Consider the following 23,611-nt stretch of genomic DNA (forward strand, 5'->3'; position numbering starts at 1 on the left):
GTTAGACAGAGGGGAGAAGGAAATTATGCTAACCAGAGTGTTAGTTCAGGCAACAGATTCTGCGGGAGTGGAACGGGTAATCATCTCTTGGGCATGGGCCAGGGTCTGGTCAGTGATTTCCAGCCCTCCCAGCATGCGGGCAACTTCATAAGTGCGTTTGTCATCTTTGAGTGTTGATATTCTGGTGCTGGTACTGTTTTTACCCAGCTTCTTGCTGACATGCAGGTGAGTGTGTCCCTGTGATGCTACTTGTGGCTGGTGGGTCACACACATAACTTGACCTTGCTCGCCAAGTTCTCTCAATAGGCGACCGACAATTTCTGCTGTTCCACCGCCAATGCCCACATCCACCTCATCAAATACCAGAGTAGAAATGCCAGAAGTGCGGGCAGTAATCACTTGTATGGCCAGGCTGATGCGAGAAAGTTCACCACCAGAGGCGACTTTGTCCAAAGGCTTGGGAGCTGAACCGGGGTTTGTAGTGACAAGGAAACGAATATCTTCCATTCCATGATTGCGAGGCGTTGTCTCTTGAGTGCTGAATTCGACCTCAAACTTACCTTTCGGCATGCCCAGTTCATGGATGTGCTTGCTAACAGCTTTGTTTAGTTTTCCAGCGCCTTTGGTTCGTTTGTCGGTCAGCTTCTTGGCAGTGGTGAAGTAGTCTTGTTCCAAAGCTGAAAGCGACTGTTCCAGCTCTTCAAGTTTTTCATCGCCCCATTGAAGGCTTTCCAGCTCGTGTTGCAGTTCTGTATGAAAATTATGCAAAGCATCGGGTTGCACATGGTGCTTGCGTGCCAGGGTATAAGTTGCCGACAGTCGTTCAGTAATATCTGCCAGCCGAACTGGGTCTGCCTCAAAGTTGTCAACAAACCGGTTCATCTCGCCAATAGCTTCTTCTACCTGAATCTGTGCGGTGGAAAGCATTTCTATGGTGTCTTGCAATACTGGAATATCTAATCCCAGATCAACCAGCAATTGCTGGCACACGGTAAGACTGTGAAGAATATTGCCGCTGTCGTTTTCTGAGCAGAGGTTTAAAACCTGTTGGCAGGTGTGAAGGTTCGTTTCAGCATTGGACAATTGCTTTTGTTCGTTTTCGAGCTCTTCAACCTCGCCTTTAGAAATAGAAAGGCGATCCAATTCTTCAACTTGATACTGCAATAACTGAAGGCGGGCGTCTTGTTCTTGCCCTCTGCTTTTTAATTCTTCAAGTTGGTCTTTCTGGTGTTTCCATTCTTGCCAGAGGTGTGAAACCTTTTTTTCAAGTTCGGAGCAGCTTGCATACTCATCCAGAAGTTTTTGGTGTGTGGCCGGGCGAAGCAAGGACTGCTGTTCGTGTTGAGCGTGAATATCTACCAACATTTCTCCTAGCTGGCGCAAGTCGGAGAGTGGTGAAGGTGTGCCATTAATATAGCCTCGGCTTCGGCCTTCTTTGGTGATCACCCGTCGTAAAATGCACTCGCCATCAATATCCAGTTCTTTCTTTTGCAGCCATTTGCTGGCTTCGGGAAGATTGGAGATTTCAAAAGTTGCCCGAATATCCGCTCGCTCGCACCCTGGGCGAACACAGTCGTTGCCAGCTCTGGCTCCAGTAGTCAGGGAGAGGGCGTCCAGCATAATGGATTTTCCAGCGCCGGTTTCACCAGTAATAACGGTCATACCTTTGGGGATCTCAAGCTCAAGTTGATCCACAATGGCGTAATGGCTGATAGACAGATGGGTGAGCATGGGAGAGGTCCCGACTATGTACCTGTTTATTTATACAGTAATCGTCAAGTGCAGTGAGTTCAATCCCTTAATCCGAAAAATCCTTGCGAATACCCTTGAATGTTCTGGGGGAGTCCCCAATATATGCGCAATAGTTTTTTATGAACCGTTGCGCGATGCTGTTCCTTAGATGAGGAAACCAGCTGCAGGATGGGAGTTGCAGGATGACTGAAGATCAAAATAAAACCGGTGAGCAGGTTGAAGAAACCGTAGCTCCTGAAACTGCAGAAACAGTTGCTGAAGATGCGACTGTTAGCGAGGATGCTGTCGTTGAAGAAGATTCTCTTGCTGCGCTTCAGAATGAGCTTGTTCGTGCTCAGGATGATTTAACCAAGGCTCAGGAGCAGGCATTGCGTGCTGTTGCCGAAGCTCAGAACGTAAAACGTCGTGCTCAGCAGGATGTGGAAAAAGCCCACAAGTTTGCTCTGGATAAGTTTGTTGAGTCCCTGCTTCCAGTAGTAGACAGTTTGGAAAATGGTTTGAAAAGTGTTGAGTCCAGCGATGATGCCCACGATGCCATGCGTGAAGGTATGGAACTCACTCTGAAGCTGTTTGTGGATACTCTGGCTAAGCATCAGGTTGAACAGTTAAATCCTGTTGGCGAGTCTCTGGATCCTAATTTTCATCAGGCTATAACCATGGTTCCAAATCCCGATATGGAGCCAAACACTGTAATGGATGTTATTCAGAAGGGTTACACTCTCAATGGGCGTGTTGTGCGCCCTGCAATGGTTGTGGTTTCCAAAGCACCTTGATTGACTCAATCTGATTTTTTGCACTCAGTCCAAGTGACTTAAGTCTTGGGCTGGGTGACACCCTCCAAAGTTCAATTCTTCCCTTCTGTCAATGGAACGTCCTTTTTGAAATAAAATTTCATTGCAGGGTGGTTTTATATATCTCAAGTGAATATCGCACACCTTTTGAGATTTCCATTTAATGGGTTTTGCTGATCATTTTTTCCTTAACCTTTCAATTAGCACTGGTTTTTATAAGCACAGTTTTATGTATGTGGATTTCAGCAGGGAGAACTCTGCATGAGCGTGATAAGGGATTTCTTCAAGGCGCTTGGTGGTGACCATAAGCTGATAGGTCGACTTCAGGATGGCGTTACCATCGCCCAGCACAAAAATATACCCGACGAGGTTCTGGAAGGTATCTATGGAATAGCTTATGGCTATTTCCAGACTGGGAAATACAAAGAAGCCCACGATATGTTCCTGTATCTCAGTTTTCACAATCACAACAGCGCAAAATATCTTGCCGGGTTAGGGGCCGCATGCTTTCGAATGGGAAAGCCGGAGCAGGCCATAGAGCCTCTGAAAAATGCTACGAAAATGGATAAGGCCGACCCGGGTCCAGCCTTGAATCTTGCCCATGCCTTTGAGGCTATGGGGGAGACAGGCAAAGCCCGCTCCGCACTGAGTATGGTGATTTCCCGCTGCGAGGGAAATACATCTTATAAGCCGCTTATGCAGGTGGCCCAAGCCATGCTCCAAAACAACGCACCCGATTTAGACCAGAAGTAAGGGAGACGACTCATGGCTGGTGTAGGTGGAATAGGTCAGAACCAAACGCAACAAACGGAATATCTCCGTCATGCGGAACAGACCCAGCGTGCAGATCAGGCCTCAGCAGGAAATGCTGCCGGTTCAGTAACGGTTAGTTACTATGAACCCGGGATGCAGGCGAAAGGGGCGGATGGTCGTGTTGTTCCCCTTGCTGCTCCCGATGCGGGTGCTACGCAGGGCATGGGTAAAATGGATACCAACGAACTCAGTGCTATGCTGAGTGGTTTGCGGGCTGATAATGAAGACGCTATGCAGAAAGCCAGTGAAGAAGCCGCACTGGCCAGCAAGGAAAAAGTGAAGTCTGCCCGGGATAAAAGAATTCAAGAGTTGGAGAAGGCGCTCGAGCCTCCTCCAAAGAAGAATAAAAAGTGTGCTGCCGCGAAAATAGTTATTGGCGCCATGCTGCCTGGTGTAGGTACGCCTCTGATGGTTCAGGGCATCAAGGAATTGAAGGCCTATAACAGTGAAGTGAAGTCCGTGAATGGTGAGCGTAACTTGGTGATGCAACAGCACTTCCAGCAAAATCACGGGGAAGTGAAAGAGTTTAACAAAGAGTACACCAAGGATTACACAGACAGCGATTACCAAGTGAAGGGTGGCAAGGTCGGTAATCGTATTAATCCCGATCAGCACATAGCCAAGTTGGAAGACATGAAGAGCCGTGGTGTGATTGATGAAAGTGGATTCCAGGAGCTCAAAGGCCTCGTTGAGGAAGGAGCCAAGCCCAGAGAAGTCTATGAAGCCTTCCTTGGCATGGCGATAGAGGGAAAGGTTAATGGGGAGGCTGCTTCTATCCATGGTGAAAATGCTTCCAGAGGCGCCACCGAGGCTGTTGGTGAGGCTGTTGGTGAGGCTCCTTCCGATGATGGTTCTGTTACTGAGGCATCTGCCTCTGATACCTTGGCTGAAGCTGCAGAAATAGAAGAAGATCAGGGGTTTCAGCAATTTCTGGCTGAGTTGGCTATGATGATGGAAGAGCAGGAAGAGGGCTTTCGTCAGATAGAGGAAGACCTGACCAGCGGCGCATCTCTAGCTCTTTCCGGTGCGCAGGATATGCAAATGCAGCAAAGTATGACCATGCGTCACATATAAGACCTGCAGTTCTTCAATGATCCTGTACAAATGATCTTCCCATTCCTTGACCTTCTTTGAGAGGTCTCTGCCTGTCCAGGACGCGCCTGCTTAACGCCTCTGTCATAAGAAAAAATAAAAAAATCGAAATTAAAGCCTTGAAAAGGTTTTACCTCGTTCCCATATATCCAGCCAGATGGTCAGTGGAGTTATAACGACAGGCTCCCAAAGCTGGCCCGGGTAAAAGCCCCAGATTTTTTCGCCTTCGCCAATAGCTTCTATCAGAAAGGGTTGGTGTGGGTTCGGGGGCAGGCACAAACGGCCCCCATAATATTTGAATTTTTACACCATCTTTAAACGTTTTTCGGAGAGTATTTCGATGAGCAACAGCAAAATTATCGGTATCGATCTGGGTACCACCAACTCTTGTGTATCCGTACTGGATGGCGACAGTGTAAAGGTTATTGAGAATGCTGAAGGTGCTCGTACTACACCTTCCATCATTGCCTACACCGATGATGGTGAGATTCTGGTAGGTATGCCAGCCAAGCGTCAGGCGGTAACAAACCCAGACAGCACTCTGTTTGCTATCAAGCGTCTGATCGGCCGTCGCTTCGAAGATAAAGAAGTTCAGAAAGACATCGAAATGGTGCCTTACAAGATTGTTAAGGCTGACAATGGTGACGCATGGGTTGAAGTAAAAGGTGACACCATGGCTCCTCCTCAGATCTCTGCTGAGATTCTGAAGAAGATGAAGAAGACCGCTGAAGATTACCTCGGTCACGGTGTTACCGAAGCTGTTGTCACTGTTCCAGCCTACTTCAACGATGCTCAGCGTCAGGCGACTAAAGACGCCGGCCGTATCGCTGGCCTGGAAGTGAAGCGTATTATCAACGAGCCAACAGCTGCGGCACTGGCTTACGGTCTGGACAAAGCCAAAGGCGACCAGACTATTGCTGTATACGACCTGGGTGGTGGTACTTTCGATATCTCTGTTATCGAAATTGCTGACGTTGACGGTGAGCACCAGTTTGAAGTGCTGTCTACCAACGGTGACACCTTCCTGGGCGGTGAAGACTTCGACATGCGCCTGATCAACTTCCTGGCTGACGAATTCAAGAAGGATCAGGGTATTGATCTGAAAGGTGACCCTCTGGCCATGCAGCGTCTTAAGGAGGCTGCCGAAAAAGCCAAGATCGAGCTGTCTTCTGCGACTCAGACTGACGTAAACCTGCCTTACGTCACTGCAGACGCAACTGGTCCTAAACACCTGAACGTAAAAGTCACCCGCGCCAAGCTGGAATCTCTGGTTGAAGACCTGGTCGAGCGTTCTCTGGCTCCTGTACGACAGGCTGTTAAAGATGCTGACCTGAGCGTTTCCGACATCGACGAGGTCATCCTGGTGGGTGGTCAGACCCGTATGCCTCTGGTTCAGTCCAAGGTGATGGAGTTCTTCGGCAAAGAAGCTCGTAAGGACGTTAACCCAGACGAAGCTGTGGCTATGGGGGCTGCTCTGCAGGGCGGCGTATTGTCTGGCGATCGTACTGATGTTCTGCTGCTGGACGTAACTCCACTGACGCTTGGTATCGAGACCATGGGCGGCGTGATGACGCCTCTGATCGAGAAGAACACCACAATCCCAACCAAGAAATCTCAGGTGTTCTCCACTGCGGAAGACAACCAGGCTGCGGTAACTATTCACGTACTGCAGGGCGAGCGTAAGCAAGCCCACGGCAACAAGTCTCTGGGGCAATTCAATCTGGAAGGCATTCCTGCGGCTCAGCGTGGCATGCCACAGATCGAAGTATCCTTCGACCTAGATGCTAACGGTATTCTGAACGTGTCTGCCAAGGACAAGAATACTGGTAAAGAGCAGTCCATCGTGATCAAGGCTTCTTCCGGTTTGTCCGATGAAGAAATCGATCAAATGGTACGCGACGCTGAAGCGAATGCGGAAGAAGACAAAAAGTTTGAAGAGCTGGCTGGTGCCCGTAACCAGGCAGATGCCATGGTTCACGCGACTCGCAAGACTCTGGAAGAAGCTGGTGACAAGGCTTCCGAAGAAGAGAAGAATGCAGTTGAAGCAGCCATCAAAGAGCTGGAAGACGCTGTAAAGGCTGACGACAAAGACGCTATCGAAGCCAAGACCCAGGCTTTGGTTCAGGCTTCCGGACCTTTGGCTCAGAAGATGACTGATGACGCTGGTGCTCAGGCTCAGCCGGGTGCGGAAGCTCAGGCTGATGACGCAGCAGCTAAGGACGATGACGTTGTTGACGCTGAGTTCGAAGAAGTGAAAGACGACAAGAAGTAAGTCGCTCTCTCATGTCACTCTACTAGAGAGTGAATTGCACGCGCGGGAGTTCACTCCCGCGTTTGCGTAGATGGTTTATGCAAAAACTGTGTAAAAGCAGTAAAGAATTTTCAGCTTGGCACCAGGTTTAAAACGGTTATGTCGAAAAGAGATTATTATGAGGTGCTCGGGATTGCCCGAGATGCCAGCGACAAAGAGATGAAAAAAGCTTATCGCCGTATGGCGATGAAGTTTCATCCTGACCGAAACCCTGGAGACAAAGACGCAGAAGAAAGCTTCAAAGAAGTGAATGAAGCTTTTGAGATGCTTTCCGACCCTCAAAAGCGTGCAGCTTATGATCAGTATGGTCATGCCGGTGTAGACCCAAGCATGGGTGGCGGTGCTGGTGGCTTTGGTGGTGGTTTCGGTGGCGGTGGTGCTGGTAACTTCGGCGATATCTTCGGTGATGTCTTTGGTGACATCTTCGGTGGCGGCGCAGGAGGTGGCGGCGGCCGCTCCAGCGTTCAGCGCGGTGCCGACTTGCGCTATTCCCTCGACCTGGACCTTGAAGATGCTGTTCGTGGCGTAGAAAAGAAAATCCGTATCCCAACACTGGTTGAGTGTGGAACCTGTGATGGCTCTGGTGCCAAAAAGGGTTCTTCTGCTGCAACCTGTGGCACCTGTCAGGGGCATGGTCAGGTGCGTATGCAGCAGGGCTTCTTTGCTGTTCAGCAGACCTGTCCTGAATGTCGTGGTTCTGGCAAGGTTATAAAGGACCCTTGTCGTGATTGTCACGGCGAAGGCCGGATTCAGGAATACAAGACACTGTCCGTTAAAGTGCCTAAGGGTGTGGATACTGGCGACCGTATTCGTTTGTCTGGTGAAGGTGAAGCTGGAGCTAATGGTGGACCAGCTGGTGATCTGTATGTACAGATTGATGTGCGTGAGCATGATATTTTCCAGCGAGATGGTAAGCACCTCTACTGTGAAGTTCCTGTGACCTTTACAGATGCAGCTTTGGGTGGTGAGTTGGAAGTACCAACTCTGGATGGCAAAGTTAAGCTGAAGATCCCACCTGAGACTCAAACTGGCAAGATGTTCCGTTTGCGTGGCAAGGGTGTTGTTCCTGTTCGTGGAGGCAACCAGGGCGATCTTATCTGTAAGGTTGTTGTGGAAACTCCTGTGAAGCTAACGTCCCGACAAAAAGAGCTGCTGGGAGAATTGCAGCAGACTTTTGAAGGCGACCACAAACACTCCCCACAGAAGCGCAGCTTCTTTGACGGTGTCAAGAAATTCTTTGACGGAATGACTTCCTGATAGTGCTGGCTGCCTGAAGAAATCAGGCAGCCTCTTTCGCTTTTTCTTTTGTTCTTCTCTTCACTTTTTCGGCTCTTTCGCAGGTTGGCTGATCATTTCTGAGCCTCTTGTCGAATTTTCAGATACAGATATTCAAGATCGTTATAGCCATAAGCCTTATAGACAATGCGCTTGATAACACCATTGAAAGCCTCGATTTTTGCACTGGTTATACGATGATGGCAATATGAAAGAAGGCCTTCTCTTGCCCTGTCCAACCCTTTGGCAAAGCGTTTCAGCTCGACAATGCCTGTCTCTTTGGCCAATTCAATCCACCTATCGAGAAACTTACTGGCGCACCCTTTATAGGTATACGTCCACAGCTGTTTAAGCATGTCTTTCAGAATGTAGGCCTGAAACAAGTCCTCGTTCATGGCAAGCAGTTCCTTCAGGCTGCTTTCCCTCTTGGGTGTGAGGTTCTCTGGATTCCTGAATAGATTGAAACGCTGCCCCTTTATGAAAGGCTTATCCTCAGCTTCAGCCTGCCGCCATTCCCGGCGACGGATTTTGTCTATCACCTCTTTGTAGTTGGCGATAGGAGCCAGCCCAGGAGGTGTGATGGTTTCAAAATGCTTGCAGTGTGAGCAGCGCCCTTGGTAAACAGTGAAATGCAACTGCACACTGAGGGTGCCCAGCGGCAAGTCCAGCACAGTTCGCTCTGCCTCCCTCATCTTCCCCATAGCGTTGTGGCACTGACTGCATTTCAGTTGCTGTAGACGACCATCTCTGCGCAGATAAACTGTTGCGCTGGAATTATCCCAGTCGATATCTATATGGTCGATTACCCAGCCAAGAAATGAGAACATAGGGCGGAGTGAGGGTGTTGCAGACATGTACTGATCCTTCAGTAAAGTTGATCCGTTCAAATCAATCTTTTCCTGAAGGCTATTTCTGTTTCAACCCCTCACTTTCTTCAGCCAACCTGAGAAAGCCCCACATTTCCTCCGTGGATTCGATTAGGGTTAGGCAATCTCTACACTGGAAGCCTGAAACTGCTGCGGAGGTGTGACATAAGCATCTTGTGCGGCAATGAGTTGCAGTTCACGGCTCTTGGTTGCCCAAGTCTTTTCAAACAACGCAAAAATGGCGCCTGCCGTATGTTCCAGGGTTTTCTTCAGGTTCCGGGTGCGTAGATATTTCGCCAGGAATACCGCAGTTGTTGCATCTCCGGAACCATTAACCGGATAGGGGAACTCAAGGCGTGGGGTTGCAATAATCCAGGCTTCGTTTTTATCCACAGCCAGCATTTCAATAACGCCGGGCTGAGCGTCGGTGCGGGTCAGGCTGGTAACCAGTACTTTTGATGGGCCGATTTCTTGCAGTTCTTTAACGGCTTTCAGGGCATCTTCCAGAGTGTTAACTTTGTGGCCGGTCAGAATCTCCAGCTCAAAGTGATTCGGAGTAAGAATGTCCGCGCGCTGCAAAACCTTATCCCGGAAGAGCTCAGGAATACCTGTGCGTACAAAAATGCCTCGGTCGGTATCACCAATAACCGGGTCGCAGCAATAGAGGGCTTCTGGGTTTTCTGATTTTACTTTATCAACAGCATCAAGAATGGCTGAACCCAGTTCAGGGGCTCCCATGTAACCAGAGAGTACAGCTGTGCACTCTTTTAAAACACCACGGTCTTCTATTCCTGCAATCACTTCACTGATTGTGCCGGGCTCAAAAACCGGGCCACGCCAGGAACCATGGCCTGTGTGGTTGGAAAACATAACCGTATGAACCGGCCAAACCTCAAAGCCCATGCGTTGAAGGGGAAAAACGGCAGATGCGTTACCTGCATGGCCGTATGCGACATGGGATTGAATAGACAGAATATTCATACCAGCAAAGCGCTCATAGAAATAAGAGGAGTTGAGGGACAAGATTAGCGCTATGGTTCAAGAATTAATATGAATCTGAATCATGATTTCACCGCTTTTGTGGTTGCGGTATTTGCCTTGTGGCTTTGCGCTGCGATAATTGCCAGCGAGATAAGTACTTAGAAGACACTGTATAACAGGGCAATAGGATATAAAGATGACAAGAATAGCTGTAGTCGGCGCTGCCGGACGTATGGGAAAGGCCCTGATTCAGGCTGTTGTACAGGATGAAGTCACAACATTAACCGCAGCGACTGATCGTCCTGGCAGCTCAATGATTGGCGCGGATGTTGGCGAGCTGGCGGGTATCGGAAAACTGGGTGTTGAATTAAAAGAAGAACTGTCATCAGTGGTTGATGATTTTGATGTGCTGATTGATTTCACTACACCTGAAAGCACGATGAATCATGTTGCTATCTGTCGTGCTAACGGCAAAGGCATTGTCATTGGTACAACCGGCTTGGATGATACTCAAAAAAATACATTGAAAGAAGCTGGTAACACTATTTCCGTTATTTTTGCTCCCAATATGAGTGTGGGTGTAAATCTGATTTTCAAGCTGCTCGAAACCGCGGCCCGGGTTATGGGGGGTGAAAGTGATATCGAAATCGTTGAAGCCCACCACCGTCACAAAGTCGATGCTCCATCTGGTACAGCTCTGCATATGGGTGAAATTATCGCCGACACTCTTGGGCGGGATCTTAGCAAGTGTGCGGTATACGGCCGCGAAGGTTATACCGGAGCCCGTGACAAGGATACGATCGGTTTTGCAACAATTCGCGGTGGCGACATTGTTGGTGAACATAATGCCATGTTTATTGCTGAAGGTGAGCGGGTTGAAATTGGTATTCGCTCAGCCAGTCGGGCGACTTATGCAAATGGTGCTGTTCGCGGAGCAAAATGGTTGCAAGGGAAAAGTGCCGGGTTGTTCGATATGCAGGATGTTCTTGATCTGCGTTGATTGCTTATAGGGTATTAACCGAATTGATGTAGGTATAAATAGACGGTTTGGCGCATTTTTGTTAGGATGCGTGAAATTTGCCTTGGGCATGGCAGGATGCCGGCCCCGATGAGCAGCTTTAGTAAGAAGAATACAAATAAATCAGAGGCGAGATGGAACTTGGTTGCATCTCGCTTTTTTGCGGACTGAATATGACAACAGCAGCGTTGTGCAGCAGGAGGACGCTTTGAGCAGGACGGCCATACTTGCTCTTGAGGACGGCAGCATTTTCCATGGTATCGCCATCGGCAGTGATGGAGAAACCAGTGGTGAAGTAGTCTTCAATACCGCAATGACCGGGTACCAGGAAATTCTTACCGATCCCTCCTATGCCCGACAAATTGTAACTCTCACTTATCCTCATATCGGCAATACCGGAACCACTCCGGAAGATGAAGAAGCCAGTCAACTCTGGTCTGCCGGTCTTGTTATCCGTGATCTCCCCCTTCTTGCCAGTAATTGGCGTAATTCCCAGCCCCTTGATGAATATCTCGAAAGCAACAATGTTGTTGCCATTGCAGATATTGATACCCGGCGTTTGACTCGTATTCTCAGAGAGAAAGGCTCTCAGAATGGAGCCATTGTTGCTGGTGCGGGAGCGACAGAAGAAAGGGCACTGGAACTGGCCAAAGCATTTCCAGGCTTGAAAGGCATGGATCTGGCGAAGGACGTGACGGCTCAGGAGAATTACTCCTGGACAGAAGGTGTCTGGGAACTTGAATCTGATAGCCATATAGATCGAGCAAGCTCTTCACGCTTCCATGTTGTGGCTTACGATTTTGGCGTAAAGCGTAACATTCTGAGAATGTTGGCAGAGCGTGGTTGCCGACTAACTGTTGTTCCTGCAACAACGCCTGCGAAAGATGTTCTGGCACTGAACCCTGATGGAGTTTTCCTGTCCAACGGCCCTGGTGACCCGGAGCCTTGTGACTATGCGATTACAGCCATTCGCGAGATTCTTGAAACAGGCCTGCCTGTGTTTGGTATCTGTCTTGGACACCAGCTTCTAGCTCTGGCATCCGGTGCCAAGACCGAGAAAATGAAGTTTGGTCATCATGGTGCGAACCATCCCGTGCAGGATCTTGATTCCGGTGTGGTAATGATCACCAGCCAGAACCACGGGTTTGCTGTTTCAGAAGATAATTTGCCTGAAAATCTGCGGGCAACCCACAAATCTTTATTTGATGGGTCTTTGCAGGGAATTGAGCGTACAGATGTGCCTGCATTCAGCTTTCAGGGGCACCCGGAAGCCAGTCCAGGACCTCATGACGTTGCACCGTTGTTTGACAGATTTGTCAGCGAGTTGGAAAAGCGACGATAGTCGATTGTGGTGCCAGCAAAGCGGCTGGCACCATAGCGACCAGGTATAACGTTGCGGCCAAAGGCTTTTTTACCCGCACCGCGTGAACAGAGCTCAACGAAACAAATACAGAGCGCAGAAGAAGATATCATGGCGAAACGGACAGACATCAAAAGCATTCTGATTCTTGGCGCTGGCCCTATTGTTATTGGGCAAGCTTGTGAATTTGACTACTCCGGTGCTCAAGCCTGTAAGGCTCTGCGGGAAGAGGGGTATCGAGTTGTTCTGGTGAACTCTAACCCGGCCACCATTATGACCGACCCGGTGATGGCAGATGCAACTTACATTGAGCCTATCCGCTGGGAAACTGTAGAAAAAATCATTGAAAAAGAGCGTCCCGATGCAGTGTTGCCGACTATGGGCGGTCAAACGGCGCTGAACTGTGCTCTCGATCTTGAAAGCCACGGTGTGCTTGAAAAGTACGGCGTTGAAATGATCGGTGCCAACGCTGAGACTATTGATAAAGCAGAAGACCGCAGTAAATTCGATGTGGCCATGAAGAATATTGGCCTTGAGTGTCCGCGCGCTGGTATCGCTCATAATATGGAAGAAGCCTATGGCGTTCTCGCTATGGTTGGTTTCCCCTGTATTATCCGCCCTTCGTTTACCATGGGTGGAACCGGTGGTGGTATCGCCTATAACAAGGATGAGTTCGAAGAGATCTGTACCCGCGGTCTTGACCTTTCCCCAACCAGTGAGTTGTTGATTGATGAATCATTGATTGGCTGGAAAGAGTATGAGATGGAAGTTGTTCGAGATAAAAACGACAACTGCATTATTGTCTGTGCCATCGAAAACTTTGATCCAATGGGTGTGCACACCGGTGATTCCATTACCGTTGCACCAGCCCAGACTCTGACAGACAAAGAGTATCAAATTATGCGTAACGCCTCTCTGGCGGTATTGCGCGAAATTGGTGTGGAAACTGGTGGCTCCAACGTTCAGTTCGGTATTAATCCAGATGATGGCCGTATGGTTATTATCGAAATGAACCCGCGTGTATCTCGCTCCTCTGCTCTGGCTTCCAAGGCAACAGGTTTCCCCATTGCTAAAGTCGCTGCGAAGCTGGCTGTGGGTTATACGCTGGACGAGCTGCAGAATGATATTACTGGCGGTGTAACGCCGGCATCGTTTGAGCCGGCTATTGATTACGTCGTTACCAAAATTCCACGTTTTGCTTTTGAGAAGTTCCCTCAGGCTGATGCCCGCCTGACCACGCAGATGAAATCTGTGGGTGAGGTTATGGCCATTGGTCGTACTTTCCAGGAGTCCATGCATAAAGCTTTACGTGGCTTGGAAGTTGGCGTGGCGGGCTTTGATCCCGTTGTAGATCTGAATGATCCGGGTGCTGAAAACCGTATTCGTGAAGAGTTAATAACTCCTGGGGCAGAACGTATTTGGTATCTGGCTGATGCTTTCCGTATCGGTTTGACTCTGGTCGATATTTTCAAACTGACCAAGATCGACCCATGGTTTCTGGTTCAGATTGAAGATCTTCTCAATGATGAAGCAGATGTTGCTGCAAGCAAGCTGGAAGATCTGACATATGACATTTTGCGCAAGCTTAAGCGCAAGGGTTTCAGTGATACTCGTTTGGCAGAATTGCTGGGCATTAAAGAGGCTAAAGTTCGTGAGCACCGTTTAGGGTTAGGCCTGCGTCCGGTATTTAAGCGGGTTGATACCTGTGCTGCAGAATTCGCCTCTGATACAGCTTATATGTACTCCACCTACGAGGAGGAGTGTGAAGCGGCTGCATCCGATCGTAAGAAGATTATGGTCATTGGCGGTGGCCCAAACCGTATTGGGCAGGGTATCGAGTTTGATTACTGCTGTGTTCATGCTGCTTTGGCAATGAGGGAAGATGGTTATGAAACCATCATGGTTAACTGTAACCCTGAAACTGTTTCAACGGATTATGACACTTCTGACCGTCTCTATTTTGAGCCGGTGACTCTGGAAGATGTTCTGGCAATTGTTGATGTTGAAAAGCCCGATGGTGTGATTGTTCAGTATGGCGGGCAGACTCCGCTGAAACTGGCTCTGGCGCTTGAAGCGGCGGGCACCAGAATTATCGGTACCAGCCCGGAGGCCATTGATATGGCTGAGGATCGTGAGCGTTTCCAGCAAATGATCCAGAAGCTTGGTCTCAAGCAGCCTGCTAACGCAACAGTCAGAAGTCTTGAGCAGGCGGTTGAAGAAGCGAAAAATATCGGTTATCCACTGGTGGTTCGCCCATCTTATGTGCTTGGTGGCCGGGCGATGGAAATTGTCAGCACTGAGGCTGATCTGAATCGTTATATGAATGAAGCTGTACAGGTGTCTAATGACAGCCCTGTGCTGCTGGATTTCTACCTCACTCATGCTGTTGAGGTGGATGTAGATGCAATTTGTGATGGTAAAGATGTCGTTATCGGCGCCATTATGCAGCACATTGAGCAGGCCGGTATTCACTCTGGTGACTCAGGTTGTTCACTGCCCCCTTATGATATCCCTGACGATATTCAGGATGTGATCCGCGATCAGGTTCGGGCTATGGCTCTGGAGCTTGGTGTGGTTGGTCTGATGAATGTGCAGATGGCGATTCAGGATGGCGAGATATATGTGATTGAGGTTAATCCTCGCGCGTCCAGAACTGTACCGTTTGTCTCCAAGTGTATTGGTGTATCCCTCGCTAAAGTTGCAGCTCGGGTTATGGCTGGTGCAACCCTGCAGGAGCTTGGCTTTACCAGGGAAATTGTTCCAGAACAGGTTTACGTGAAGGAAGCTGTATTCCCGTTTAACAAGTTCCCTGGTGTGGATCCTATTCTTGGGCCGGAGATGAAATCTACTGGTGAGGTAATGGGGGTTGGTGATACTTTTCCAGAGGCTTACGCTAAAGCGCAACTGGCTGTGAAAATGCAGCTTCCGGAAAGTGGTACGGCTATCCTTAGTGTTCGGAACCGGGACAAGGAAGGGGTTGCTGAGCTGGCCAGGCTGTTGCAAAAAATCGGGTTTGATATTGTTGCAACCAGTGGTACAGCTCAAGCCTTGCGTAAAGCTGGTATTGAGGTTCCGGTTGTTAACAAGGTGAAGGAAGGACGCCCCCACCTTGTGGATAAGATTGTGAATGGCGAAATTGCATTAGTGGTTAATACTACAGAGGGTCGTCAGGCGATAGCTGATTCCTTTACAATTCGTCGATCAGCGCTGACGAACAAAGTTCTCTATACCACGACCATGCCGTGTGCCATTGCAATTGCTCAGGCAATTGAATTTGGGCCGGAGAAGAGCGTCAGACGACTACAGGATCTACACGAAGGATAATTGCATGCAACGCTACCCTATGACAGTGGAGGGAGAGAATGCTCTCCGCGAGGAGTTGCAGACTCGTAAAAGTAAGGATCGCCCCCGTATTGCAGCTGCAATTGCAGAAGCGCGGGAGCTTGGGGATCTGAAAGAAAACGCTGAATACCATGCAGCTCGTGAGCAGCAGGGTTTTAATGAGGGGCGGGTTCAGGAGTTGGAAGCCAAGCTTTCCAACGCTCAGGTGATTGACGTTAATGAGATCGAAAATACCGGAAAGGTTATTTTTGGTGTGACCGTTACCCTGCTGAACTCTGATGATGATTCTCAGGTGACTTACAAGATTGTTGGGGAAGACGAGGCCTCCATTAAAGAAGGCAAGCTCTCAGTAACATCTCCTATTGCCCGCGCCCTGATCGGTAAGGAAGAAGGTGACGTTGTGGTGGTAACAACACCAAGTGGTCAGATTGAGTACGAGATCGAGGAAGTGCAGCACATTTAATTGTACTTCATGAAAAAAACGGCAGCCTTTTGGCTGCCGTTTTTTTGGGTCATCAACGTTCTGGTTTAAGTTTGGATTAAAAAGGGCGCAGAAGGTTGGAGAGTTTAGGGTTGGGCTCTTTTGCCGGTTTCAGGATCAGTGCGATTTTGCCGATGGTCTGGATGGTTTCAGCACCGCAGGTTGTGCACAGTTCGTTAATCAGCTGCTTTTTAGCTTCACGATCGGTGATGGCAAACTTCACTTTGATCAGTTCGTGATCGCCCAGTGCTCGCAGGGTTTCCTCAATAACGCCTTCAGTGATGCCGTTTTCGGAAACGATAACAACGGGCTTCAGCTTGTGCCCGATGGCACGCAGTTCCCGCTTTTTTTCGGCCTTCAGCGCCATAGTGGATTCTCCTGAGATTTAGGAATGAGGGTAAGTAAAACAGGGGGCGCATTCTATAGGGAAGCGCAGGGGATGCAAGGAAATGCGGATTGGGGTAAGTCCTGCAATTCGCTAGAATGCAGGGTAATTTGCCAGTGATAGATTTGAGGGCGTAGTTTAGTGGCAAGATCAAAAAGCAGCGCAGGCTGGTTAAAAGAGCATTTTGACGATCAGTATGTTCAGCAGTCCCAGCAGGATGGATACCGATCCCGTGCCAGTTATAAGCTGCGTGAAATTGCTGAGAAGGATAAATTGTTTCGCCCAGGAATGACCGTTGTGGATCTTGGGGCTGCGCCAGGTGGGTGGACCCAGGTTGCTGGTGAAATGATCGGCGGTGATGGTCGGGTTGTGGCTTCTGATATTTTGCCCATGGATCCAATTGCTGATGTGGTGTTTGTGCAGGGCGATTTTACTGAGGACGTTGTTCTGGCAGAAATTCTGGAGGCTGTTGGGGCAGATCAGGTGGATTTGGTGATCTCTGATATGGCTCCCAATATGAGTGGCGTTAAAGCTGCGGATCAACCCCGTGCAATGTATTTGGTGGAGTTGGCGTTGGACTTGGCGCGGCAGGTTCTCAAGCCGGGTGGCTCCTTTCTGGTAAAGATATTTCACGGGGAAGGCTTTGATGAGTATCTGAAGGATATGCGAACCAGTTTCGGGTCGGTTGCAACCCGTAAGCCCGGTGCTTCCAGAGCTCGCTCAAGAGAGACTTACCTGTTAGGAAGACAGTTCAAAGGCTAAGGTCAAATGATGGGCTGAATTATGTAAATTTTTGTGTTTTTTAATTGGTCAGGGTTGTAAACACAAATACTGCCCCCAAGAAGTAACCAAGTCTTTGTGTAGGGTATTTATCTCTGCGCAGGGTTCATAGATTTAGGTAATAGGTTGGATAGTGAGAGTCTGGCTTTGAATGCTGTTTCTGCTTTCCAATCTGTAGTAATGTTGGAAGTGTGACATCGCATTTTGCGGTGTCCTCCTCCTCAGCTAAAGACGCTCTGGCATTTTCGCCTGATACAGAGCCAAAAGTTATCAGCCGTACCGAATGCGCTCGGTGAGGGTACACATTTGAATGACATGGCAAAAAATCTGATTCTCTGGGTGATAATAGCCCTCGTGTTGTTGACGGTTTTTAAAAACTTCGATGGCATGCAATCTTCTACCCAGAAGGTCAATTACTCCGACTTTGTGACGCAGGTAGATAACAGCCAGGTCAGTCGCGTACTGATTGACGGTTATACTCTGACCGGCACTTATACCAATAATGAACGCTTTGAGGTCAACCTGCCCCCGACTGTTCGGGATGACAAGCTGATGGATGAAATGCTCCGCAGCGGTGTTCAGGTTGAAGCCAAGCCTATTGAGAAGCAGAGCATCTGGTCCCAGTTGCTGGTAGCCAGCTTCCCGATTCTGGTCATCATTGCAGTTTTCATGTTTTTTATGCGCCAGATGCAGGGCGGTGGTGGCGGCAAAGGCGGCCCCATGAGCTTTGGTAAGAGTAAGGCGCGCCTTTTATCTGAAGACCAAATTAAAACAACTTTCTCTGATGTTGCTGGTGTGGATGAGGCTAAAGAAGACGTACAGGAATTGGTGGACTTCCTGAAGGATCCCAGCAAGTTCCAGCGTCTTGGTGGTCGTATCCCTCGCGGCGTATTGATGGTTGGTTCTCCCGGTACCGGTAAAACTCTGCTGGCAAAAGCTATAGCCGGTGAAGCCAAGGTTCCATTCTTTACTATTTCCGGTTCCGACTTTGTTGAAATGTTCGTAGGCGTGGGTGCATCCCGTGTCCGTGACATGTTTGAACAGGCTAAGAAGCAAGCTCCCTGCATTATCTTTATCGACGAAATTGATGCAGTGGGTCGCCATCGTGGTGCTGGCATGGGTGGTGGTCACGATGAGCGTGAGCAGACTCTGAACCAATTGCTGGTTGAAATGGACGGTTTTGAAGCAAACGACGGCATCATTGTAATTGCTGCAACTAACCGCCCGGACGTGCTTGACCCAGCGCTGCTGCGTCCAGGACGTTTCGACCGTCAGGTTGTGGTGCCTCTGCCAGATATTCGTGGTCGTGAACAGATTCTTAAAGTTCACATGCGTAAGGTTCCTTGCGGTGATGATGTTGTTGCCAGCGTAATTGCTCGTGGTACACCTGGTTTCTCTGGTGCTGATCTGGCGAATCTGGTCAACGAAGCAGCGCTGTTTGCAGCTCGTGCAGACAAGCGCACTGTTGGCAAGCTTGAGTTTGATCAGGCCAAAGATAAAATCATGATGGGCGCAGAGCGTAAGTCTATGGTGATGAGTGAGAAAGATAAGGAAATGACTGCTTATCATGAGGCGGGTCATGCCATTGTCGGTCGCCTGATGCCTGAACATGATCCGGTATACAAGGTTTCCATTATTCCTCGTGGTCGTGCACTGGGTGTCACCATGTACCTGCCAGAGGAAGATAAGGTTAGCTATAGTCGTCGTTACCTGATTGGGCGTGTAGCTTCCATGTATGGTGGCCGAATTGCCGAAGAGATGTTTTATGGCAAGGATGGTGTGTCAACCGGGGCGTCTAACGATATTCAACAGGCCACCCAGATGGCTCGCAATATGGTGACTAAGTGGGGCTTGTCTGAAAAGCTGGGTCCGTTGCTATTTGGTGAGGAAGAGGGTGAGGTGTTCCTGGGTAAGAGTCAGGCTTCTCATCATCAGGGTGTGAGTGGTGAAACGGCGAAGCTGATTGATCAAGAAGTGAAATCACTTATCGACAGCTGTTATGCGACGGCAGAGACGCTGCTGCATGAGAACAGGGATAAGATGGAGTTGATGAAAGATGCGCTCATGGAATATGAGACCATCGATGCTCCACAGATCGACGATATTATGGAAGGTCGCAAGCCTCGTCCTCCAAAAGATTGGGATAAGGATGATAGTGCTTCCGGTGGTGCGCAGGCCAAGGCTGAAGAGTCTGAACCTAAGAGTGATGCGCCACCTGCTGATGATATAGATGACAATGCCCCGGATGAAGGTGATAAGCCAGTTGGTGGCCCTGCCGGTCAGCATTAAGCAAAAATAGAAACACAAAAAGGAGCTTCGGCTCCTTTTTGTGTTTTTGAAGAAGATAATTCTCGCCTATATTTTCGTTCTTTTACGCAGGTGCTATTCGTGGTTCCGGGTTTTATGCGTATACTTCTCGGCTATTTTCACCTATGGATCAGTAGTTTCGAGCTATGCAGACATCTCTCGACTGTGCAGGGCGAATTCTTGATATAACCCGCCCCAGTGTTATGGGGGTTCTTAATGTGACACCGGATTCGTTTTCGGATGGTGGGCGCTACACGACTCTAAATAAGGCGCTTGAGCATGCCAGAGAGATGATCTCTCAGGGGGCGGGGATTATTGATGTTGGTGGTGAATCTACCCGCCCTAATGCCCAGCTGGTTTCTGAGAACGAAGAAATTGACCGTGTTGTTCCGGTCATTGAGGCTCTATCGGTAGAGTCAGATGTGATCGTTTCTATTGATACAAGCTCTGCCCGGGTTATGAAGGCAGCAGTACAGGCTGGTGCGGGCATTATTAACGATGTTCGTGCGCTAAGCCGGCCTGGTGCGTTAGAGGCGGCAGTTGAATGTGGTGTGCCAGTTGTTTTAATGCATTCACTGGTGGAGCAGCCTGTGCAGGGGTTTGTGCCAGAGTACAATGATGTCATGGAATCGGTTGTTGAGTATCTGGTCGAGCGGGTTAAAGTCTGCGAGCTGGCAGGTATCGCAAAAGAAAAAATTATTCTTGATCCGGGCTTTGGTGGCGGAATGTTTGGTAAAACGCCGGCCTATGATCTTGCGCTGGTGAAAAGATTTGCGGAGCTGCATAGTTTGGGGATGCCTGTACTGGCAGGTGTTTCAAGAAAATCTTTTATTGGCTCTGTATTGGGTAATGGGGCAGATGAGCGTCTTGCAGGAAGTCTTGCGGTTGCTCTGATGTTGGCGCAGGCTGGCGCGCAGATTGTCCGTGTTCATGATGTAAAGGAAACGGTTGATATGCTGGCTATGTTAGAGGCTGTGGCTGCAGCCTGACTGTATTTATGCAGCTATTCCCGAAGTGAGGGTGTGGCGGTGGCAAGGAAAGGAAAGTTATGAGTCGCAAGTATTTCGGAACGGATGGTGTACGGGGGCGGGTTGGTCAGTTCCCTATTACACCGGAATTTGTCCTGAAGCTTGGCTGGGCGGCCGGTAAGGTCTTTGCTGGTCATGGTGCGAACCGGGTATTGATCGGTAAAGATACGCGTTTGTCTGGCTATATGTTTGAGTCAGCGCTGGAGGCTGGCCTGTCTGCAGCGGGTGTTGATGCCTGGCTGCTTGGGCCTATGCCAACTCCGGCGATTGCATACCTGACCCGTACCTTTAATGCTAATGCCGGTATTGTGATCAGTGCTTCTCACAATCCTTACTATGACAACGGCATTAAGTTCTTCTCTTCTCAGGGTACTAAACTGCCAGATGCTGTAGAGCTGGCTATTGAAGAGATGCTTGATCAGGAAATGGAAGTTGCTGATCCGGCAGATTTTGGTCGTGCCAAGCGTGTTGAGGATGCGGCTGGCCGTTACATTGAGTACTGCAAAGCAACTGTTCGTCCTCACCTTGACCTGTCTGGTCTGCATATTGTTATTGATGCTGCCCACGGTGCAACCTATCACGTGGGGCCAGATGTATTTCGTGAGATGGGCGCGAAGGTTGATGCTATAGGTGTCAGTCCAGACGGCCTGAATATTAACAAGGGTGTTGGTTCTACTCATCTTGATGCTCTGAAAGAAGCTGTTGCTGAAAAACATGCCCATCTTGGTATTGCCTTTGATGGTGATGGTGATCGAGTGCTGATGGTGGATCACACTGGTCGTGAGATTGATGGTGATGAATTGCTGTGCGTTATTGCTCGTTACCGTCACTCACAGGGAGAGTTGGCGGGCGGTGTTGTTGGAACTGTGATGTCAAATCTTGGTCTGGAAAAGGCTATGGAAGGTACGGGTATACCATTTGTTCGCGCTAAAGTGGGCGATCGCTACGTTAACGAACAGTTACTGGCTAAAGGTTGGCAGCTAGGCGGAGAGTCTTCCGGTCACTTGATCTGTCGCCATGTTTCCACGACTGGAGATGGTATTGTTGCTGCCCTGCAAGTGTTGCGGGTAATGGTGGGAACTGGCCGCAGTCTGGCTGATCTCTGCGGTGATATGGTGAAGTACCCTCAGACCATGATTAATGTTCGCATGGCTGAACGTATGAATCCAGAAGCTAATGAGGCGATTACCGATGCTATTACCCAAACCGAAAATGATATGGCTGGTCGTGGTCGGGTACTGTTGCGCACATCCGGTACCGAACCTGTGATCAGGGTTATGATTGAGGGTGATGATGCCGATGAAGTCTCCCAGCGCTGCCGTGCTCTTGCAGATGTTGTAGAGGCTGAGTTGGGCTAACCAACCTCCCTTTCTCCCAATTCTTCTGTGCGATCGCGGGTGTGGTCGCACATTTTGGTTGTATGCCCCATTGTCAGGGGTGTTGACCATACGCTAACATTCCGTCCCTTCTCATAATGAGGTTCTGTATGCGTAAGCCGCTTGTTGCCGGTAACTGGAAAATGAATGGATCCCGTGAGTCAGTGTCGGCGCTGTTGAATGGGTTAAACTCCGGAATTGCCCAGACTGGTGGAGAAGAGCTGACAGGTAAGGTTGATATCGCTGTATTTCCTCCTTCTATCTATGTTCAGCAGGTGGCAGATGTGCTGGCCTCGTCCACCATCTCCTGGGGGTTGCAGAATATCTGCGCCGAGGAAAAAGGAGCTTTTACCGGTGAGGTTTCTGTGTCTATGGCGCAGGATTTTTCCTGTACTATGGTTCTTGCTGGTCACTCCGAGCGTCGTTCCCTTTTTGGGGAGGTTGATGCTGATGTTGCAGTCAAGGTTGAGCGTGCGGGTAAGGCCGGCCTTATTCCTGTATTGTGTGTTGGTGAAACGCTGGAAGAGCGTGAAGCTGATAAAACTATGGAAGTTGTATCCCGGCAGGTAAAAGCTGTTCTCAATCATGTGGATGCGGCAGCTCTGGAAAAGCTGGTTATTGCCTATGAGCCTGTATGGGCGATTGGTACTGGCCTGACAGCAACTCCCGAGCAGGCTCAGGAGGTACACGCTTCTATCCGTCAATTGCTGGTTGAGCATGATGCAGATATGGCAACTCGTACCCGGATTCTATATGGTGGCAGCGTAAAAGGTTCAAATGCGGCAGAAATTTTTGCCGGGCCGGACGTTGATGGTGGCCTTGTGGGTGGTGCGTCTTTGAGCGTACAGGACTTTCTCTCTATCTGTCGTGCTGCGGATTAAAGAATGGAAACAGTAATTCTAATTGTTCATGTTTTAGTGGCTTTGGGCCTGATTGGCCTGGTTATGTTGCAACAGGGTAAGGGGGCGGACACTGGTGCGTCTTTTGGTTCTGGTGCGTCTCAGACTGTTTTTGGCAGCTCTGGCTCTGGTAACTTCCTGTCTCGCTCCACAGCTATTCTGGCGACTGTGTTCTTTGTAACCAGTATTGCTCTGGCTATGGTAGCTAAAGATAAGGCTGAAGTACTGTCTGATGGTGGTGTTCTGGGATTGCCTGCGGCTACTCAGGAGGTTTCTGTACCTGTTGAACGGGAGGTTCCGACTGCTTCTTCTGATGTTCCGGAAGTTGGTGATTTTACAGTAGATTCTTCTGAAACTCCTGTGGTAGACTCTGCCGCGTCTTCTGAGGGAGGTGCTCCAAAAGAGTAGATGCTGACGATGATGGCAGGGCTAGATGGCTGTCATTTAGAAATTGTTAGTGGAAGCTGGTGAGTAGTTCAAAGAAGAAGCAGTATTTGAAGCCGAAGTGGTGGAATTGGTAGACACGCCATCTTGAGGGGGTGGTGTCCTATGGACGTGCGGGTTCAAGTCCCGCCTTCGGCACCAGTTTTCAATAGGGTTCAGTGCGTGGGCTCTAAGTTGCTGAAGTGTGAATGAGTTGTTCGATTTGCAAGTTTTAGTGACAGAATTTTAAAGTTTTGGTGCGGGGTGGAGCAGTCTGGTAGCTCGTCGGGCTCATAACCCGAAGGTCGTCAGTTCAAATCTGGCCCCCGCT

The 23,611-nt window shown here is 49.3% G+C and carries 19 protein-coding genes and 1 tRNA gene; 16 read left to right on the forward strand and 4 right to left on the reverse strand.

The window, feature by feature from the left end; translation table 11 throughout:
* Positions 1 to 45 precede the first annotated feature (45 nt).
* Positions 46 to 1,731, reverse strand: coding sequence for a DNA repair protein RecN (gene recN / locus QMA35_RS04380; protein ID WP_281645914.1), 1,686 nt, complete (start codon positions 1,729 to 1,731; stop codon positions 46 to 48).
* A gap of 203 nt (positions 1,732 to 1,934) precedes the next feature.
* Between recN and grpE the strand changes: the two genes are divergently transcribed.
* From grpE to dnaJ, 5 genes are all read left to right on the forward strand, one after another.
* Positions 1,935 to 2,525, forward strand: coding sequence for a nucleotide exchange factor GrpE (gene grpE / locus QMA35_RS04385; RefSeq protein ID WP_281645915.1), 591 nt, complete (start codon positions 1,935 to 1,937; stop codon positions 2,523 to 2,525).
* A gap of 279 nt (positions 2,526 to 2,804) precedes the next feature.
* Entirely contained in the window at positions 2,805 to 3,296 is a 492-nt protein-coding gene (locus QMA35_RS04390; RefSeq protein ID WP_281645916.1) for a SycD/LcrH family type III secretion system chaperone, read from the forward strand.
* Positions 3,297 to 3,308: 12 nt separating this feature from the next.
* Complete coding sequence (locus QMA35_RS04395) at positions 3,309 to 4,430, forward strand: hypothetical protein (RefSeq protein WP_281645917.1); 1,122 nt, start codon at positions 3,309 to 3,311, stop codon at positions 4,428 to 4,430.
* Positions 4,431 to 4,788: 358 nt separating this feature from the next.
* Positions 4,789 to 6,720 (forward strand): molecular chaperone DnaK, encoded by a 1,932-nt coding sequence (gene dnaK, locus QMA35_RS04400; protein WP_281645918.1) that lies wholly within the window; start codon positions 4,789 to 4,791, stop codon positions 6,718 to 6,720.
* Between the two features lie 138 nt (positions 6,721 to 6,858).
* The gene (gene dnaJ, locus QMA35_RS04405; protein ID WP_281645919.1) at positions 6,859 to 8,016 is read left to right on the forward strand and encodes a molecular chaperone DnaJ; all 1,158 of its coding nucleotides are present in this window, start codon (positions 6,859 to 6,861) and stop codon (positions 8,014 to 8,016) included.
* A 92-nt stretch (positions 8,017 to 8,108) separates the two neighbouring features.
* On the opposite strand, the gene QMA35_RS04410 is transcribed toward dnaJ, so the two are convergent.
* Positions 8,109 to 8,888 carry a transposase gene (locus tag QMA35_RS04410; RefSeq protein WP_281645920.1) on the reverse strand — a complete coding sequence of 260 codons (780 nt, stop codon included), beginning with the start codon at positions 8,886 to 8,888 and terminating at the stop codon, positions 8,109 to 8,111.
* A gap of 129 nt (positions 8,889 to 9,017) precedes the next feature.
* A complete protein-coding gene (pdxY, locus tag QMA35_RS04415; protein ID WP_281645921.1) occupies positions 9,018 to 9,923 on the reverse strand; it encodes a pyridoxal kinase PdxY in 906 nt (301 codons plus the stop codon).
* Positions 9,924 to 10,077: 154 nt separating this feature from the next.
* On the opposite strand from pdxY, the gene dapB reads away from it, so the two are divergent.
* From dapB to greA, 4 genes are all read left to right on the forward strand, one after another.
* Positions 10,078 to 10,881 (forward strand): 4-hydroxy-tetrahydrodipicolinate reductase, encoded by an 804-nt coding sequence (dapB, locus tag QMA35_RS04420; RefSeq protein WP_281645922.1) that lies wholly within the window; start codon positions 10,078 to 10,080, stop codon positions 10,879 to 10,881.
* A gap of 226 nt (positions 10,882 to 11,107) precedes the next feature.
* Positions 11,108 to 12,241, forward strand: a complete 1,134-nt coding sequence (gene carA / locus QMA35_RS04425) for a glutamine-hydrolyzing carbamoyl-phosphate synthase small subunit (protein WP_281645923.1) — start codon at positions 11,108 to 11,110, stop codon at positions 12,239 to 12,241.
* A 129-nt stretch (positions 12,242 to 12,370) separates the two neighbouring features.
* The gene (carB, locus tag QMA35_RS04430) at positions 12,371 to 15,583 is read left to right on the forward strand and encodes a carbamoyl-phosphate synthase large subunit (RefSeq protein ID WP_281645924.1); all 3,213 of its coding nucleotides are present in this window, start codon (positions 12,371 to 12,373) and stop codon (positions 15,581 to 15,583) included.
* Between the two features lie 4 nt (positions 15,584 to 15,587).
* On the forward strand, positions 15,588 to 16,064 hold the full coding sequence (greA, locus tag QMA35_RS04435) for a transcription elongation factor GreA (RefSeq protein ID WP_281645925.1): 477 nt from the start codon (positions 15,588 to 15,590) through the stop codon (positions 16,062 to 16,064).
* A gap of 76 nt (positions 16,065 to 16,140) precedes the next feature.
* On the opposite strand, the gene yhbY is transcribed toward greA, so the two are convergent.
* Entirely contained in the window at positions 16,141 to 16,449 is a 309-nt protein-coding gene (yhbY, locus tag QMA35_RS04440; protein WP_281645926.1) for a ribosome assembly RNA-binding protein YhbY, read from the reverse strand.
* A gap of 159 nt (positions 16,450 to 16,608) precedes the next feature.
* Between yhbY and rlmE the strand changes: the two genes are divergently transcribed.
* The 7 genes from rlmE (at position 16,609) to QMA35_RS04475 (ending at position 23,442) form a co-directional block, all read left to right on the forward strand.
* Entirely contained in the window at positions 16,609 to 17,229 is a 621-nt protein-coding gene (rlmE, locus tag QMA35_RS04445; RefSeq protein ID WP_281645927.1) for a 23S rRNA (uridine(2552)-2'-O)-methyltransferase RlmE, read from the forward strand.
* A 333-nt stretch (positions 17,230 to 17,562) separates the two neighbouring features.
* Positions 17,563 to 19,536: an ATP-dependent zinc metalloprotease FtsH gene (gene ftsH / locus QMA35_RS04450; RefSeq protein WP_281645932.1), complete on the forward strand. Its 1,974-nt coding sequence runs from the start codon at positions 17,563 to 17,565 to the stop codon at positions 19,534 to 19,536.
* A gap of 164 nt (positions 19,537 to 19,700) precedes the next feature.
* Entirely contained in the window at positions 19,701 to 20,543 is an 843-nt protein-coding gene (folP, locus tag QMA35_RS04455) for a dihydropteroate synthase (RefSeq protein WP_281645928.1), read from the forward strand.
* Between the two features lie 59 nt (positions 20,544 to 20,602).
* Complete coding sequence (gene glmM, locus QMA35_RS04460) at positions 20,603 to 21,940, forward strand: phosphoglucosamine mutase (protein WP_281645929.1); 1,338 nt, start codon at positions 20,603 to 20,605, stop codon at positions 21,938 to 21,940.
* A 128-nt stretch (positions 21,941 to 22,068) separates the two neighbouring features.
* Positions 22,069 to 22,839, forward strand: coding sequence for a triose-phosphate isomerase (gene tpiA / locus QMA35_RS04465; protein ID WP_281645930.1), 771 nt, complete (start codon positions 22,069 to 22,071; stop codon positions 22,837 to 22,839).
* 3 nt (positions 22,840 to 22,842) lie between these two features.
* On the forward strand, positions 22,843 to 23,265 hold the full coding sequence (secG, locus tag QMA35_RS04470) for a preprotein translocase subunit SecG (protein ID WP_281645931.1): 423 nt from the start codon (positions 22,843 to 22,845) through the stop codon (positions 23,263 to 23,265).
* A gap of 91 nt (positions 23,266 to 23,356) precedes the next feature.
* Positions 23,357 to 23,442 (forward strand) — tRNA-Leu (locus QMA35_RS04475).
* Positions 23,443 to 23,611: the final 169 nt, after the last annotated feature.

It is taken from the genome of Parendozoicomonas sp. Alg238-R29 (assembly GCF_947331445.1).
In the GTDB taxonomy this organism is placed as follows: Bacteria; Pseudomonadota; Gammaproteobacteria; order Pseudomonadales; family Endozoicomonadaceae; genus Sansalvadorimonas.